Below are 14,545 nucleotides of genomic sequence, written 5' to 3' on the forward strand. Positions count from 1 at the left end.
ATGAAATGTAGTTAAATGCTAGCGTCAGCGGAGGACATCGGCTAGCTTATTTTTTTGGACCCTAGTGTCGCAGCTTGTTTAGCTTTTTTGTGCAATCATCATAGTAATTCTTGAACTTTGCAGGACATTCTTCGGCCTTAGTGAAACCGTTTACACATCCTTCCAATGTCTCCAGGCAAAATTTTAAGTCTTCGACTTTGCCAGAATTCACAATTGAGTTCCAATAAAGGGCTTCGGCCTTAGCTTCACATTGAACTTGAAGATAAGCAGATGACGGGTGTTTCAGGTATTTTAAAAGAATGTCTTCTTGTTTGAAATTCAGCGCCTGATAATCCTCTGGGTAGTGTGCCTTTAAATCATCTTTGAGTTGCTCTATATCTTGAGCGTATTTTTGTGCGCACTCAAGGAAGTAGCGGTAGTCAGTATTAGAAGCGAAATTCTCCTCGAGTCCTTTATGGATTTTAAGATCCTCGCAAAGATACTCGAAGCGCTTTTTTTGTTCTTCATCCTTTAGCTCCACAGTCCCAGATGGAAGAAGAGAAGGGTTTGCACAAGCGCCTTCAAGATTAATGGCCTTACTTTCAAAGGCCTCTTTTAAAGCGGCGACATACACCGGTTGAGTCGTGATGAGCTTCTTTTTAGCTTCCTGATTGGCCTTGTAAAAGTAAGCGATTACAAGGGCTAAGATGATTGTCAGAGTGACGGCAAGGATGATTTTCTTTTTCATAAGGTATCCAAATAACATAAAGAATGAAGCAAATCAAAGGTCGGCTTGCACTTTTTTATAGTTGGGTTATGATTTTATTTAAGAGGTCAATATGGATTTTGATCTTCCCTTAATCTCTCGACATAAAACATCTCAAAAAAATCTAAGTGATATTTTTTCACCTCTCAATCATTTCGTCGATCACAGCATTACAAAAAGACATATCTCTTCTCAAATTGATTTAGAGCTTGGATTCAATATCAAACAAACAGAAGAAATTCTGCAGTCAAAAGCAAAAAGACTTTTACCAGAATCACAGTTTGATCAATGGGGGCCTGTTCTTCATGGAGGAGCACAAACCTGGATTGGGCTCGATTTTCAAATTCTTCAAACGAGCTACCACGATTTAAAGGTCATGTTTGAAATCATCAAACCGAAAGCAGGTGAGAGGGTGATTGATCTTGGTGCAGGTTATGGAAGAATAGGTGTCTTTCTTCATCACTTCTATCCACGCTCAGAATTTTTAGGAGTGGAGATCGTTAAAGAAAGAGTCGATGAGGGCAACAGGCTTCTTGGAACTCTTGGCTGTCACGATAAAAAGCTGGCAGCGATTGATTTGGATAAAATGAGCGAGTTGCCTGAAGGTGACATCTTTTTTATCTACGATTTTGGTTCAGTCACACACATTAAGAAAGTGCTTGAAATGCTCAAGCATACGCCACGACGTCTACTGGTTGTTAAAGGGCAGATTGCACGACAGATCATGCTTAAAGACGAAGAGTACGGCGAAGGCCTGAAAGTCAAAAAACTCGAAGACGTTTATATTTATTAAAGCTGATTCAGGTCAGTTTATTTTCTATGATCTCTAGTATGATGAGATCATGAAAACCTACTTTGCCTACGTTCAAAAAGAACCTTATCGCTTTTATTTCCCACTAGGAGTTGTCTTCTTGTTGTGGGGAACACTCTTATGGCTTCCGCAAATATGGATTCAACAAAATTATCCGGTTCTTGCTCATCGCTATTTGATGCTTAATGGTTTTAGTGGGGCGTTTATCGCTGGTTTTTTAATGACCGCTGTGCCGAAGTTTTCACAAACTAAAACAGCTTCACTTTTTGAGACGATTGGCTTTTTTATCCTGACGATGGTTGGTCTGGTGTTTGCCTTTCAAGATAGAGAATCTTTGATGTATTGGGTGTCGGCTTCACAGGCCTTCTTTATTCTTCTTTTTCTCGTAAGAAGAATAACAAAGAGAAAGGTAAATCCACCGTACTCTTTTGTTTTCATCTTAGTGGGGCTGCTTCTTTGGATTTTTTCGGCCATAACCAGTGCCCTGACTTTAGAAGATGTTTATAAAGGGCTGCACTATGAAGGTGCCATTGCCGCGATCATTTTAGGAGTAGGAAGCAGGCTGGTTCCCGGAATTCTTGGGCACGTTGAAATCGTCCAGACTCAAAGAAAACGTTATGAAAATGAGAAGAATTTTTTCCTGACTGTTCCTCTGCATTTTTACGGATTGATCGCCACTTTTATCGGTAGCTATTTTCTTCCGGGAACTCCAGGCGCCATTTTACGTCTTCTTGTTGTTGCAACTATATCTTTGGTCTATTGGAAACTTTATATCCGGCCTAAAGACAGATCTGTTTTGACCTGGTGTATTTGGTTTTCTTGCTGGGCGATTCTTTTTAGTTTCTTGTTAAAAGTGCTTTGGATTGAGGGAGCGATTCATAGTGGGCACGCTTTCTTTTTTAGCGGAATTCTCCTTTTGTCGTTCCTTATTGCAACCAGGGTGCTTCAGTCTCACGGGCCTGGTGATAAAAAGCTTGAGAATTCAAAAGTTCTTTATATTGTAGCCTTTTTAGTGACACTGGCCGCCGCTACAAGAGTCTCTGCCATTCTTATGCCCGAAGGCTACTTGAGGCACTTGGGCTATAGTTCTTTTGTTTTAACTATGGGAACTCTTTTGTGGTCATGGAAGTATTTGAGATTTGTTGGCACACACAAGTAAATTTCTCGAGCATTTTTGTAGAGTTTTTTTTACATTGGCCAGTCTTGACTTTTTTTTCGGCCATCCCAAAATAAATATGCCCACAATATTTCAAGGAGGTCGAAACCTAATTGTTAAAGACTCGTATAATGAATAGGAAGTTTAACTTTAACCCTGCATTTTTTGGAGGAAAAATGAAAGCCAAGTTTAAAGAATTTTTAAATTCCAACATCCTTATTCTTTTAATTGCACTTTTTATGGGATTTTTATGTCATTACTTTGTAACGAACGAAATTATGGCATCGGATAGTTCAATCACTAAACCTCAAGAACTTTATTCAAGGGCACTTTCAATCCATCAGGATCGTCCATTATTTCACTATCGTCAAATGAGATAAGTGGAAGGGCCCCCGATCTTTGCCGGGGGCCTGAGTTTTTTTAGATCGTTTTCAAATACTCTTCAAGTTTATCAAATGACCCTGTCCATCCAACAGTCATGCCGCCTCTTTCTTTGATGAAAGTTTCAAGCTCAATTTGAGTAAAGTCACCGGCAAGCTCCCAGTTGACAGTTACGCGAGTGAGAGTTGGAGTTTCTTCAGTTAATGTCACTGTCGTCTTCATTGTTGTCGGCCAATTTGGATCAAAAGGAGCTTTGGTAATATTTCCTTTTTCATCGCAAAACTCTTGAGTGTACACAATGCGGTTTGGTTTCGTGATTTCTTGGTACTGGGCCTTGTTATACAGAGTGAAACCCTGGGCATCGCTCATTTTACAAATAGTGTAATCACCGACCTTGATGTCGTCTTTTAAGTACACCATGTTCATTCCCGTCGGAGCAAGCCACTTGGTGAAGTGCTCTGGTTTTGTGAACATATCAAACACAAGAGCAATAGGTGCTTCGAATGTACGGTTGATAACAAAATTTTCTTTCCCTGAAGATTTTTTCTCCAAGTGTTCAGCAAGACGGTCCCAAGTCGCAGTTCCACCAGCTTGCTTAATAAACTTGGCAATTTCCTTGGCAGCTTCTGGAGTAGGAAGTGCCATCCACATTTCCATTTTTGTTTTATTATTTTTTAGTTCGATAAAATTCACAGTCACTCTAAAAAGAGCTTCTCTTTCATCGTTGCCACCGTGGTCGTACATCAGGCGAGAGTAGGGAACAATCTCGTGATAAGTTGTAATATTTGGCCAATCCACTCCATCTGGTCCATGCATGGTATAAATCCACTTTCCACCGGGGCGAAAATCTTTGCTTTTAGTTGTGTGAGTAAAACCGCGAGGCCCCCACCATTTTGCTATTTGATCCGGGTCAGTCCAAGCATCCCAAACTGCTTTTACAGGAGCATCGTAAATTCTTTCAATATAAAGTTCATTCGGTTTATGTTTTGCACTCATGACTTTTTCCCCTTCTTAGTAGGTTTAGTTTTTTTATTATTCTGAGAGGTCACAGTTTTTAAATACTCATCAAGGCGATCAAAACTTTCTTCCCAAAAGATTCGGTATTGCTCCATCCACTCTGTGGCATCTTTTAGTGCTTCAGCATTGAGCTTGCATGGTCTCCACTGAGCTTCTTTTGTTTTGGTAATAAGTCCTGCGCGCTCCAACACCTTTAAGTGTTTGGTGATGGCCGGAAGACTCATGTCTTTTAAAAATGGTTTTGCTAAATCCGTTACACTTGCTTCTCCTTCTGAGAGTTGAGCAAGCATCGCTCTTCTGGTTGGATCAGCGAGCGCAGAGAAGGTTAAGCTTAATTGGTCTGTTTGCATCAGCATGTTATTTTACCTGTCGGTTAATTAACTATTTGGTTAAATATAAGGCTAATCTGAAATATGGTCAAGTTGTTGATAAAATCTAGTTATTTTAGATAGTTAGTTTGAATAAAAAGACTAAACAAAATCAATCAACTTTAGGGTTGTCTTTAAAAAGTGAGCCTGTTAACTTTCCCTAGGCTTTTTTTATTTACAAGAAAAAGAGAGGGGAGTCATGAAAGTTTTAGAATTTATTTTTCTCGCGATTTTGTTTTCACTGCCTATCAAACCTGCACTTGGGCAAGAGCTGAATCCGTACACTGTTGGTGCTTACGATAAGGTTTATTATATCGCTACCAATGGGCTTAGAGTTCGCTCCACTCCAGAAGATAGCGCCAAAGTCATGGGGCTCTTAAATCTCAATGATAAAGTCCGTTTGATTAGCACGGATCTCATTAATAACAAGTATGTTGAAATTGAAGTTGTCAGTTCAAACGCAAAGCTAATCGATGCTGAACATTACTATGTTGTCTTCGAATATCTTTTAGACAGACCGCAAGACTATAAAGAATTTAATGGAAAACTTTTTGTGGTTATCAATGTGGCCAGTGAAACTCTTCGCGTTTACGAAAGGCAATGTATGGATGATTCTTGTCCCCACAAAATGATTATGGAAACTGAAGTTGTGGTAGGGGAAGATAAAGACCTCTCTGCAGCTGAAAAAGGCAAAGGGCGCTCAATCCTTGGTTCATACCGAGTGACAGGGTGGACGAAGTTTTATCAAGACTCTGAGGGGCATTACCCGGCCTGGTATAAAGAGGGCTACCCAATGCCTCCAGCAATTGGAGATAACGATTGGAGAGATTGGTTTAAGGGCAAGTATATGCCAGATGGAAAAGATGGTGAGAAGGAAGGAAAAATGCGTGGAGCTTTTGGTTGGTACGCGGCTTTTGTTGCGCCAAATCCTTTTGGACAATGGATGCACGGAACTCTTGGCTGGGGTGAAGATAAAGACAAATATATCAAGAAGACAAAAAAGTTTATGATCAATGTAGTTTCTAATCCAAGAAGTTCAGGCTGCACAAGAAATAATAATGAAGCGATTGCTTATTTAAGACAAATCATCGAAACGGGAACACCGATTATTAAAATTTACGCTCGTGAAGCTCTCATGGATCCGAGCTTAAGAAATTATAATGGAGTCTCTCGCCAGTGGAAGTATATCATGACAAAAACAGCAGGACTTCGCGCTGACAGAGCAGAAGTGATAAAATCGCTAGGTCTTAACGATCGCGATGTGGATGCTTATTGGAGAGCATACAGAGATGGTGGTTCAATCATTATTGATCCTGCAAACAAATTGAATCAGATTCTTGAAGTTGGGACATATGATCTCGATACAGAGCCGACTGCTTTTCCATTCACAGAACGCAAAAAGATACTTGGCAAATGGAGAGCGACAGGAAGAAATGGAAACGTTTACGGTTTAAAAAATGAAGAGATGTCCAGCGGCGTTTTCTATGTCGACTCAGGGTTTTTAAATGGCTATCGTCACCCTACAGAGAAGATGGAAGTTTCAGGGTTTCTCGACGAAGTCACGCCTTCGTGGATGAATATGGCGAAATTAAGATAAATTTTAGTTTCAAGGAGGCGTAAGAAGCGAATTATTAATAGAATTCACGCGAGATGTAAGAGTTCTTTATTAGTCATTTCGCTTCGCGCTTCCTTAAAATAAACGCTGATATCCCACCAATTCTAGAGACCACTTATGACTAAAACATTCTTATGCCTAATGCTGTTGATGTCTTTTTCTCAAAGTGTTCAAGCGATCGAGAGAGCTTCTGCAATTCTTGGCCGTTATGGATTTAAGGCCCAGGAAATTGCAGCTCTCGAAAAGAAAATGCCAGAACTAGATGAACTCATCATTTCTTCTGAACACCAGACTTTTGTTGGGCCAGAATACAATGCTTCAAATTTCACTCTAAAACTTTACGACCAGGATTCAAACGATATTTATACGATTATGAAATCTGATTCGTTAGTTGATGTTGAAAAGTCTGACGGCGTTTTTGAATCAGAGATCAAAAGAATTGAAGGTGAAATCCGCGGGACGCTTTACGACACATTGATGAACGATGTGGGTGTTGAAAAAATTGCAATACAAATGAGTGAAGCTTTTAAAGAAGACTTCTCAACAACAAAAGGTCTTCGCACTAATGCTTCTTATAGCATGGACGTGAGACAATATTATGAAAATGGAAGGCTGGTTAAACAAGGAAGCGTTCTTCAAGCTTCACTCGTTATCGGTCACGCTCTTTCAAAAAAGATTTTAAAAATTGATCCAGAGACTTTTGCATGGAAACTTCTCTCTGAAGATTATGAGCTGGCAGACAAACCTTTTTACGCTCCAGTGAGATCAAGCCGCGTCTCAAGTTTATTCCAGCTGAATCGTAGACACCCGGTGACGAGAAGACATCAACCGCACAACGGAATTGATTTCGTTGCTCCAAGTGGAACTCCGGTTTACCCGGCCCTTGAAGGCGAGGTGGTGACAATCGCTAGAACACGTTCAAAAGGAAAATTTGTTACCATCCTCCATGACAATGGCTACCAGACGACTTACATCCATTTAAAGAAATTTCAAAAAGGTCTGCGCGTAGGAATGCGTGTGAGCATGGAAGATCAAATTGGACAAGTGGGGCGCACAGGGTATGCAACGGGAGCTCACTTGCACTTTGGTGTTATTAGAGACGGCTTCTTTGTAAATCCAATCAACCTGGTGAAGAGTTATTGTTATGACCAAAAAGATCAGCATGAAAACATGAATATGGAGCAAGAGGATCTTGGGATTTTAGAGGGCGATCTATTGCCTAATGATGAAGCAGAAGAATAAAAACTGAATAAAAAAAAGCCCCGCATGACGGGGCTTTTTTATTTCTACCAATATCCTAAAACTTTCCACCAAACAGCACACCCTAATCCAAAAATAATCAGGTTAAGGATAGTGACTACAAATCCATATTTCCACCATTCACCCATCGTCACATAACCAGGTCCAAAAAGAACCGGTGCTGTTCCTGTTCCGTAGTGAGTGATTGAAGCACAAAGTGAAGAAGCAAATCCCAAGAAGAGACCAAACATTAGAGGAGGTGCTCCTAAGGCCACACCAACACCAAAGAATGAAGCAAAGAGTGCCGAGATGTGGGCAGTGTTACTTGCAAAGAAGTAGTGAATAAAAACGTAAATGAGAATTAAGATCACGGCCGCCTGGATTGTACCTAATCCCCAGTGAGAAATAGAGGTCTCAACCAATTGTGAGAACCATTTAATGACTCCAAGCTTGTTTAGGTAAGTGGCCATCATAACGAGTGAGGAGAACCAGGTCACTGTATCCCATGCACCTTTTTCTTTAAGCAAGTCATCCCAGCTTAAAACACCAGAGAAAAGTAAGACACCAAGACCGACAAAGGCCCCCGCGGTTGGGTCAATTTTAAAAAGAGGGTCACTTGAAATGAGAGCAGGACCACCGGCCCAGATAAAAAGAAGTAAGAAGAAAACGCCAATCATGATCCATTCTTCTAATTTGATTGGACCCATTTCTTGAAGTTTCTGAGTTGCTAGTGCTGCCGCATTTGGAGTGTTTTTAATTTGCGGCGGATAGATCATGTAAAGAATAAGTGGAATAAGAAGAAGGGCAATGAGTCCCGGAACGAAAGCGGCGATGGCCCATTGGCTCCAGCTTACTTCGATATTGGCGACTTGCTTGATTCCTGCTGTCACGAGTGGGTTTGGAGCGGTCGCGGTGATAAACATTGCTGAAGTGATGATATTCACCTGGTAAGCCACCAACGTTAAGAAGGCCCCAACTTTTAATCTCGAGCCTTCATCAGGGAGTGAACCCATTGATTCAGAGATTGAACGGTTGATGGGATAGAGAACGCCACCACCGCGGGCAGTGTTACTTGGCATAACAGGAGAAAGGATTAATTCAGCAAATGAAAGCCCGTAGCTGATACCGATGGTGCGCTTCCCGAACATCTTGACGAAGTAGTAGGCGACGCGTGCACCGAGGCCTGTTTTAATAAATCCGCGAGAAATAAAAAAGGCGATACCAATAAGCCAGATCAGAGTGTTTGAGAAACCACTTAGCGCATCTCCCATGGCCTTGGCCGGTTCACCGGGATTGGTCACCTGAGTGATCCCGACGAGAAGAATACCGATCATGGCAGCTCCACCGATAGGCAGGGCCTTACCGATAATAGCAACGATGGTACCAACGAAAATTCCTAGTAAGCGCCAGGCATTGATGTCGACACCTTCAGGCGGGGCAATAATAAACCAGAAAAGGCAAGTTACCACGAACGCAATAAGCGCCGGGATCACTTTTACCGGGGATAGTTTCATTCCTGACTCCTGTGGAAATGAGATAAATTCTTATAATAATATTAATCTCAAGCCTCTATAATGGGCTATATTTTTTACAAAAAACCACTAATTCTCTGGTTTAATGTTAAGAAGAATCATGAAAAAATCTCTTCTCATTCCATCTTTATTAATCCTCTTCTCTAGTGCTTTTGCTCAAGAGTCAAAAACCATTTTATATGTTGGTGACTCTCATAGTTATGGGAAGCTGGGGACGACGATTGAAAAGAATCTTTCGCAAAAGGTTACACGAGTGATTATGCAATCGAGTTGTGGAGCAACGCCGAGCACGTGGTTGGGCAATAATAAGTACGAAAAGACTGTTTGTGGATTTTGGAAGAAAGACGGGAATGAGGAAATTAGATCTAAAGAGCATAACACTCCAAAGTTTGTGGATGAGCTGGCCAAGTATCGCCCTGATGTGACCATTGTTCAACTGGGAACAAATATCGCAGCTGGAGCAAAACCTTCGAACGCTAAAAATAGTATTTTGGCCATGATGAAAGCCATTAAAGATGAAGGTAGCAAGTGTATTTGGATTGGACCACCTGATGCGAATTCTAAAGTCGTCACTCAGGTAAAATTAAAAGAAACTAATGATCTTTTGATTTCTTTGGCAAAAGAAAATAACTGTCAGTACATCGATAGCTTAAAACTCACAAAATTCCCTGCTGATAACAAAGAGGGCATTCACTATCCACCAAGTGCTTCTGCTCAATGGGGAGAAAAGGTGAGTGTTCAGCTTCTAGAATTAATTAAAGACAATTAAGACAATTCAATAGTCGATTTGATAACTTTCCAGGTGTGATCAGCATTGAGCCTGATCTCGGCCAGGAAAATCTGTGAGTCCATGGCCTTTCCCCATTCATCTGGTGAGACAAGTGACAGGTATCTTTTTCCAGTATTCTCTTCATAGAGATAATAGGTTTTTCCAATCACGGGTGTGAAGGGGATTTCCACATTGTAGATAAGATCAGAAATATAGACGCGCTTTTTGATGTCTTGAACTTGCTTGGCCAGAGTTTTCATTTGCTCATAGATGATATTGAGTTGCTCTTCTGTTTGTTCGACCATTGCCGAACGGGCATTGCTTTTGATAGCGCCTTGATTGGTTGGTGTAATGGCAAAACCACCGACGGTATGAGCGTACTCAAGAAGCGATGGCATATCGGTCACCTTGAGCTTCATTAAATCAAGGTTAATGTTATCGAGATCAACAGGCTTTGGTTTTTTATCATCAGACATGGCCCTATCTTAACGTAAAATCTTTAATTTAAGCAACTCATGGATAATGGGATTGTTAAGATTTGGATTAGACAAAATAACAGCTTGCTATATGCCACTTTTAGATGGTATTCCGCCATAAATTTAAACCATCACCCTGGAGAGTCTAAATGAAAAAAATCGTCTTATCGCTAGCTACTATGGCCACTCTTTTTATGAGTACAAACGCATTTGCTGGAGCTATGAAAGAGCTTGTGATTGAAGCAGAAGATGCAATCATCGCTGAGTTCTATGACAACGGTCGTGAAGTAACGAGCATAACGAACCACTCTCTTGTGACAATCAAAGGTGGAGTTGGCGTAAAAGCAAAAGTAGAAACTGTAAATCCTCTTAATGGTTACCCGCAAACATGGTCATGTTTAGTGAGTTTCGAAAAAACAGGAAACTCTTTTTCTCCAAAAGACGTAGACTGTTCAGGCATCTAAATTATAACAGGGAGCTGAAAAGCTCCCTTACTATTTGGTTTCAAAATATCTTTCCCGCCTGCTAAAAACCCGCCTAATTAATTTCTTCTGATGTTTTCATTCACAACTCTTTAATGACTTAATCGCTCATAAAAAATTATTTTAGGTGTGTTTGTTTCCTTATTTTTTTTAGCTAATCTTAATCCATTATGAATAATGTTAATCGATTCACATTGTTTCTTTTTTTCCTTGTCATCATATGCGGCCTGATTGTGTTGGTGGGGTGGGAATGGAACATTCAGGTTTTTAAATCTGTTTTACCTGGTTTCATTGCAATGAAGCCAAACACGGCAATTGGTTTAATCTTCCTTGCATTGTCTAGCTACCTTTTTCACCGACAAGAAAAGATCTCTCACGCTCTAGGTGTAATCACTGCCGTTTTTGTTATGCTTCTGGCTTCGTTTACTTTAGGTGAATATCTTTTTAATAGAGATTTTCATATTGATGAATTGTTTTATAAAGACATGGACGTGATCGCTAACAAATGGCCGCCTGGAAGATTTGCTCCTATTACTGGAGTGAATTTTATTTTTATTAGTACAGGACTACTTCTACATTTTTTCAACTCAAAAAAATTTATAAAAGCGACCCAGGCCCTGGTGACTATTGCATGGATCGCTTCCATTCAAGCATTGATTGGTTATATTAGTGGGAACTCATATACATTTGGTTCAGCTTTCTACACACAAATTGCTCTCCACACATCAATTCTCTTCATCGCTTTGACGTCTGGAATACTACTTATGTGGAGGCATGAAGGTTACGTTAAACACTTATCCGGTGACAATGTGGCTGGCAGAGTTGGAAGAAAACTCCTTTTGGCCGCGATCATTGTGCCACCATTAATAAATATTCTCCAACTCCACGGCCTTAAAATGAACTTGTTTGATGCGGATTTTGGAGTCTTGATCAGAGTGGTGGGGAGTATTGTTTGTTTTGCATGGATGGCGATGATTACCGGGATATATCTCTCTGAGGTTGATGAAAAAAGGGCCATTGCTGAACAGGCACAAAAAACGAGAACTGAAGAATTACAAAGAGCGCTTATGGCCAGAGATGATCTTTTGAGTATTTGCTCTCATGAGTTGAAGACACCAATATCCAGCATGAAACTGCAAACCCAGTTTGTGCAGTATCAAATGGAAAAAGATGTCCAACACACCATTAGTCCCAAGAAAATGAGTGAAATTTTAGGACAATTTGATAATCAGCTAAACCGTTTAACCAAGCTCATCGAAGATATGTTGGATTTTAGCAGACTCAACGGGGGAAGATTTAAATTGAATAAAGAAGAATTCAACTTGAATAAACTTATTTTTGATATGCTTGAGAGTTACAAAGCACAACTTAGAATCAATCAATGTGAATTAAATCTTTCTATTGACTCAGAAAATCCACTCATTGTGTTTTGGGATACTGGGCGAATAGAGCAGCTAGTTGGAAATTTGCTGAACAATGCAATCAAATATGGCAATCATCAACCAATTGAATTAAGTATTTTTCAAGAGAAGCAAAATATATGCATCCAAATCCGAGACCATGGAATGGGGATTGAGTCGTGCGATTTTAAACGGATATTTGAGCCTTACGAGCGCGCTATTTCTGTCAATAAGATCAGCGGTCTTGGATTGGGACTTTATATTTCCCGAAAAATTGCCGAAGCTCATGGAGGAAGTATCAGGGTTGAAAGTGTGGCCGGCGTAGGCTCCACTTTTACCGCGACAATACCAACGAGAATGATAAATGAATTAGAAGGTAATTTAAGTTATGCAGGCTAAAAAAATTTTATTAGTAGAAGATGATCTTGATATTCGTGAAAATATGGCAATGGTCCTGGAGTATGAAAATTATGAGGTTCTTCACGCCGAAAATGGGGTAGAGGCCATAAAGCAGTTGGAAGAGCATAAGGATAATTTGCCAGCAATAATTCTGCTGGATCTTTTTATGCCGGTGATGAATGGAAGGGAATTTTTGGATGCCATTGATGCGGGGATTGATAACTCTTTCAAAAAAATTCCCGTTATCCTGATTACTGCTTCTGAACAAAGTGCAAGGGAGGATCTTAATTCCAGGACAGCAGCCGTCATGAGAAAGCCTCTGGATTTAAAAGTTTTTTTGACTTTATTATCGACGGTCGGAAGTAAAGATTCGGCAGCCTAAAAAGGCTGCCGAATAAAAAGATTATTTTTTATTCTTAGAGAATCCCTTTTTATCGTTCATATGCTCTAGCTTATCGCCAGCGTTATAAACAGCATCTCCAAGTTTCTTAGCTCCAGCATTAGAGATTTTTTCGCCGACCCTCTCGATTTTATCTCCGGCCTTTTTAGAGAGCGAATCTTTTTTGAAATCTTTCATTTGTTCCTCCAAATTCTGTAGTGATTCGTTAGTGAATGACTACATTATTTAATACAATTATAAATTCAAGATTCGTTCCACATTTAAGCGAACTAGTTTCGCGCAATTATCTTATAGTCGCATGATTTATTTATTTTTTTGTACGTTTTTTGAACTACGGAAATTCTTTATGTTAAGATAGTGAAAAACTCTGATCAACTATTTAATAGGTATTATATGAAGTTAATGATTGCTCTTTTTTCACTGACTCTTTTTGCTCCTTGTAGTGAGGCTCAATCTCTTCGCGAACGAATCAGAGAACGAGTCAAAGAGCGTATGGCCAAAAGAGAAGAGGCCAAACCTGCACCTGAAACAAACGTAAGTTCAGAAGAAAAGATCACTAAGCCTGGAGATTATACACTTTCATTTTCTCACAATGGGATCACTCGCATGTATAAACTGCATGTACCTTCTCATTATACGGGCGCTGAAGTTCCTCTACTCATCGCTCTTCATGGCGGTGGCGGGGATATGTCTTATCAATCAAATGATAAACTTTATAAACAGATTTCTAAATCAGAAGAACTGGGCTTTATTGTCGCTTTCCCTAACGGTTACAGTAAATTCAATTCGGGGAAATTTGCGACATGGAATGCAGGGAAGTGTTGTGGCGATGCCCGTGATAAAAATATTGATGATGTAGGCTTTATTAAAGAGATGATTGCCAAGATTTCTTCTCAACTCAATGTGGATAAAAATAAGATCTTTGCTACCGGAATGTCTAACGGCGGGATGATGGCTTACCGCCTGGCGTGTGAATTATCAGATACAATAAAAGGCATTGCCGCTGTCGCTGGAACGGACAACACAATCAATTGCGCACCTAAAAATCCTATTTCTATTCTGCATATTCATGCCAAAAATGATGATCACGTTTTATTTAATGGAGGCTCTGGCAAAAGCTTATCGGAGAATAAAGAAAAAGTGACTGAGTTTGTTTCTGTACCTGCCACAGTTGCAAAATGGGTTAAGCAAAATGAATGTAGTGACACACCAAAGAGAGTCCTGGATAAAAACGGGGCGTATTGTGATCTTTATTCGGGATGCAAAAGTGGAACGAAGGTTCAGCTTTGCGTAACTGATACAGGTGCGCATTCATGGCCCGGGGGAGAGAAAATAAGAAGAGGGGCACAAGAGACGTCAAAGGCGATTTCGGCCAATGATGTGATGTGGGAGTTTTTTTTAAGCAAGTAACAGATTACATCCTCTGATTAGATTTCCTATCCCCAATGTATTCAAAGCGAGGGATCTCCTTGCCATCAACGACAATTCTCTCAAGAAACATTGCCACGGGACGTACCCACAAACGAGATTGCTCGTTTTCGTAGAGAGTTTCATAGAGTACTAAGTCTTCTAGTGTCTCTGAATGTTTGCAGATGCCGAGAACTTGATAATGTTTTCCTTTGTAATGCTTATAGAGGCCGAGCTTCATTTCTATTTCCTGTTATTGAATTTAAGTAGGCTATCATAAATATTTCTGGCCATCCAATAGGAGCAGAACGAGGTTGGAATTATATTCCAATTAAAATAATGGTTGCA

The 14,545-nt window shown here is 40.1% G+C and carries 17 protein-coding genes; 10 read left to right on the plus strand and 7 right to left on the minus strand.

Going from position 1 to position 14,545, the window contains the following annotated elements:
* Positions 1–61: 61 nt before the first annotated feature.
* The gene (locus tag AC6JA8_RS04845) at positions 62–727 is read right to left on the minus strand and encodes a hypothetical protein (RefSeq protein WP_497976021.1); all 666 of its coding nucleotides are present in this window, start codon (positions 725–727) and stop codon (positions 62–64) included.
* Positions 728–818: 91 nt separating this feature from the next.
* On the opposite strand from AC6JA8_RS04845, the gene AC6JA8_RS04850 reads away from it, so the two are divergent.
* From AC6JA8_RS04850 to AC6JA8_RS04860, 3 genes are all read left to right on the plus strand, one after another.
* Positions 819–1,538 (plus strand): class I SAM-dependent methyltransferase, encoded by a 720-nt coding sequence (locus tag AC6JA8_RS04850; RefSeq protein ID WP_497976022.1) that lies wholly within the window; start codon positions 819–821, stop codon positions 1,536–1,538.
* 49 nt (positions 1,539–1,587) lie between these two features.
* Positions 1,588–2,715, plus strand: a complete 1,128-nt coding sequence (locus tag AC6JA8_RS04855) for an NnrS family protein (protein ID WP_497976023.1) — start codon at positions 1,588–1,590, stop codon at positions 2,713–2,715.
* 173 nt (positions 2,716–2,888) lie between these two features.
* Entirely contained in the window at positions 2,889–3,092 is a 204-nt protein-coding gene (locus tag AC6JA8_RS04860) for a hypothetical protein (protein ID WP_497976024.1), read from the plus strand.
* A 40-nt stretch (positions 3,093–3,132) separates the two neighbouring features.
* Here the strand turns inward: AC6JA8_RS04860 and AC6JA8_RS04865 are convergent, their stop codons facing one another.
* Together AC6JA8_RS04865 and AC6JA8_RS04870 are read right to left on the minus strand one after the other, a co-directional pair.
* Complete coding sequence (locus AC6JA8_RS04865) at positions 3,133–4,089, minus strand: SRPBCC family protein (protein ID WP_497976025.1); 957 nt, start codon at positions 4,087–4,089, stop codon at positions 3,133–3,135.
* Positions 4,086–4,460 (minus strand): ArsR/SmtB family transcription factor, encoded by a 375-nt coding sequence (locus AC6JA8_RS04870; RefSeq protein ID WP_497976026.1) that lies wholly within the window; start codon positions 4,458–4,460, stop codon positions 4,086–4,088. The genes AC6JA8_RS04865 and AC6JA8_RS04870 overlap by 4 nt, the downstream gene beginning before the upstream one ends.
* 217 nt (positions 4,461–4,677) lie before the next feature.
* Between AC6JA8_RS04870 and AC6JA8_RS04875 the strand changes: the two genes are divergently transcribed.
* The gene (locus tag AC6JA8_RS04875; RefSeq protein ID WP_497976027.1) at positions 4,678–6,075 is read left to right on the plus strand and encodes a L,D-transpeptidase family protein; all 1,398 of its coding nucleotides are present in this window, start codon (positions 4,678–4,680) and stop codon (positions 6,073–6,075) included.
* 135 nt (positions 6,076–6,210) lie between these two features.
* Positions 6,211–7,335, plus strand: a complete 1,125-nt coding sequence (locus tag AC6JA8_RS04880) for a M23 family metallopeptidase (protein ID WP_497976028.1) — start codon at positions 6,211–6,213, stop codon at positions 7,333–7,335.
* A 44-nt stretch (positions 7,336–7,379) separates the two neighbouring features.
* Here the strand turns inward: AC6JA8_RS04880 and AC6JA8_RS04885 are convergent, their stop codons facing one another.
* A complete protein-coding gene (locus AC6JA8_RS04885; RefSeq protein WP_497976029.1) occupies positions 7,380–8,846 on the minus strand; it encodes a DASS family sodium-coupled anion symporter in 1,467 nt (488 codons plus the stop codon).
* Positions 8,847–8,964: 118 nt separating this feature from the next.
* On the opposite strand from AC6JA8_RS04885, the gene AC6JA8_RS04890 reads away from it, so the two are divergent.
* Positions 8,965–9,633 carry an SGNH/GDSL hydrolase family protein gene (locus tag AC6JA8_RS04890; RefSeq protein WP_497976030.1) on the plus strand — a complete coding sequence of 223 codons (669 nt, stop codon included), beginning with the start codon at positions 8,965–8,967 and terminating at the stop codon, positions 9,631–9,633.
* Here AC6JA8_RS04890 and AC6JA8_RS04895 read toward each other — a convergent pair.
* Positions 9,630–10,109: a DUF2452 domain-containing protein gene (locus tag AC6JA8_RS04895; protein ID WP_497976031.1), complete on the minus strand. Its 480-nt coding sequence runs from the start codon at positions 10,107–10,109 to the stop codon at positions 9,630–9,632. The two genes, AC6JA8_RS04890 and AC6JA8_RS04895, sit on opposite strands and share 4 nt — an antisense overlap.
* Positions 10,110–10,258: 149 nt before the next feature.
* Here AC6JA8_RS04895 and AC6JA8_RS04900 point away from each other — a divergent pair, with 149 nt between their 5' ends.
* The 3 genes from AC6JA8_RS04900 (at position 10,259) to AC6JA8_RS04910 (ending at position 12,772) form a co-directional block, all read left to right on the plus strand.
* Positions 10,259–10,573, plus strand: a complete 315-nt coding sequence (locus tag AC6JA8_RS04900) for a hypothetical protein (protein WP_497976032.1) — start codon at positions 10,259–10,261, stop codon at positions 10,571–10,573.
* Between the two features lie 188 nt (positions 10,574–10,761).
* Complete coding sequence (locus AC6JA8_RS04905) at positions 10,762–12,390, plus strand: sensor histidine kinase (protein ID WP_497976033.1); 1,629 nt, start codon at positions 10,762–10,764, stop codon at positions 12,388–12,390.
* Complete coding sequence (locus tag AC6JA8_RS04910; protein ID WP_497976034.1) at positions 12,380–12,772, plus strand: response regulator; 393 nt, start codon at positions 12,380–12,382, stop codon at positions 12,770–12,772. The genes AC6JA8_RS04905 and AC6JA8_RS04910 overlap by 11 nt, the downstream gene beginning before the upstream one ends.
* A 21-nt stretch (positions 12,773–12,793) precedes the next feature.
* Here the strand turns inward: AC6JA8_RS04910 and AC6JA8_RS04915 are convergent, their stop codons facing one another.
* Complete coding sequence (locus AC6JA8_RS04915; protein WP_497976035.1) at positions 12,794–12,967, minus strand: hypothetical protein; 174 nt, start codon at positions 12,965–12,967, stop codon at positions 12,794–12,796.
* 216 nt (positions 12,968–13,183) lie between these two features.
* Between AC6JA8_RS04915 and AC6JA8_RS04920 the strand changes: the two genes are divergently transcribed.
* On the plus strand, positions 13,184–14,200 hold the full coding sequence (locus AC6JA8_RS04920; protein WP_497976036.1) for an extracellular catalytic domain type 1 short-chain-length polyhydroxyalkanoate depolymerase: 1,017 nt from the start codon (positions 13,184–13,186) through the stop codon (positions 14,198–14,200).
* A 4-nt stretch (positions 14,201–14,204) separates the two neighbouring features.
* Here AC6JA8_RS04920 and AC6JA8_RS04925 read toward each other — a convergent pair whose 3' ends face one another.
* Positions 14,205–14,438: a DUF1653 domain-containing protein gene (locus tag AC6JA8_RS04925; RefSeq protein WP_497976037.1), complete on the minus strand. Its 234-nt coding sequence runs from the start codon at positions 14,436–14,438 to the stop codon at positions 14,205–14,207.
* Positions 14,439–14,545: the final 107 nt, after the last annotated feature.

Source organism: Bacteriovorax sp. HI3, from assembly GCF_059738875.1.

What these genes read in the sequence shown, in the direction of transcription:
- AC6JA8_RS04845 (WP_497976021.1), bottom strand. Translation starts at nt 727, where the DNA reads ATGAAAAAGAAAATCATCCTTGCCGTCACTCTGACAATCATCTTAGCC.
- AC6JA8_RS04850 (WP_497976022.1), top strand. Translation starts at nt 819, where the DNA reads ATGGATTTTGATCTTCCCTTAATCTCTCGACATAAAACATCTCAAAAA.
- AC6JA8_RS04855 (WP_497976023.1), top strand. Translation starts at nt 1,588, where the DNA reads ATGAAAACCTACTTTGCCTACGTTCAAAAAGAACCTTATCGCTTTTAT.
- AC6JA8_RS04860 (WP_497976024.1), top strand. Translation starts at nt 2,889, where the DNA reads ATGAAAGCCAAGTTTAAAGAATTTTTAAATTCCAACATCCTTATTCTT.
- AC6JA8_RS04865 (WP_497976025.1), bottom strand. Translation starts at nt 4,089, where the DNA reads ATGAGTGCAAAACATAAACCGAATGAACTTTATATTGAAAGAATTTAC.
- AC6JA8_RS04870 (WP_497976026.1), bottom strand. Translation starts at nt 4,460, where the DNA reads ATGCAAACAGACCAATTAAGCTTAACCTTCTCTGCGCTCGCTGATCCA.
- AC6JA8_RS04875 (WP_497976027.1), top strand. Translation starts at nt 4,678, where the DNA reads ATGAAAGTTTTAGAATTTATTTTTCTCGCGATTTTGTTTTCACTGCCT.
- AC6JA8_RS04880 (WP_497976028.1), top strand. Translation starts at nt 6,211, where the DNA reads ATGACTAAAACATTCTTATGCCTAATGCTGTTGATGTCTTTTTCTCAA.
- AC6JA8_RS04885 (WP_497976029.1), bottom strand. Translation starts at nt 8,846, where the DNA reads ATGAAACTATCCCCGGTAAAAGTGATCCCGGCGCTTATTGCGTTCGTG.
- AC6JA8_RS04890 (WP_497976030.1), top strand. Translation starts at nt 8,965, where the DNA reads ATGAAAAAATCTCTTCTCATTCCATCTTTATTAATCCTCTTCTCTAGT.
- AC6JA8_RS04895 (WP_497976031.1), bottom strand. Translation starts at nt 10,109, where the DNA reads ATGTCTGATGATAAAAAACCAAAGCCTGTTGATCTCGATAACATTAAC.
- AC6JA8_RS04900 (WP_497976032.1), top strand. Translation starts at nt 10,259, where the DNA reads ATGAAAAAAATCGTCTTATCGCTAGCTACTATGGCCACTCTTTTTATG.
- AC6JA8_RS04905 (WP_497976033.1), top strand. Translation starts at nt 10,762, where the DNA reads ATGAATAATGTTAATCGATTCACATTGTTTCTTTTTTTCCTTGTCATC.
- AC6JA8_RS04910 (WP_497976034.1), top strand. Translation starts at nt 12,380, where the DNA reads ATGCAGGCTAAAAAAATTTTATTAGTAGAAGATGATCTTGATATTCGT.
- AC6JA8_RS04915 (WP_497976035.1), bottom strand. Translation starts at nt 12,967, where the DNA reads ATGAAAGATTTCAAAAAAGATTCGCTCTCTAAAAAGGCCGGAGATAAA.
- AC6JA8_RS04920 (WP_497976036.1), top strand. Translation starts at nt 13,184, where the DNA reads ATGAAGTTAATGATTGCTCTTTTTTCACTGACTCTTTTTGCTCCTTGT.
- AC6JA8_RS04925 (WP_497976037.1), bottom strand. Translation starts at nt 14,438, where the DNA reads ATGAAGCTCGGCCTCTATAAGCATTACAAAGGAAAACATTATCAAGTT.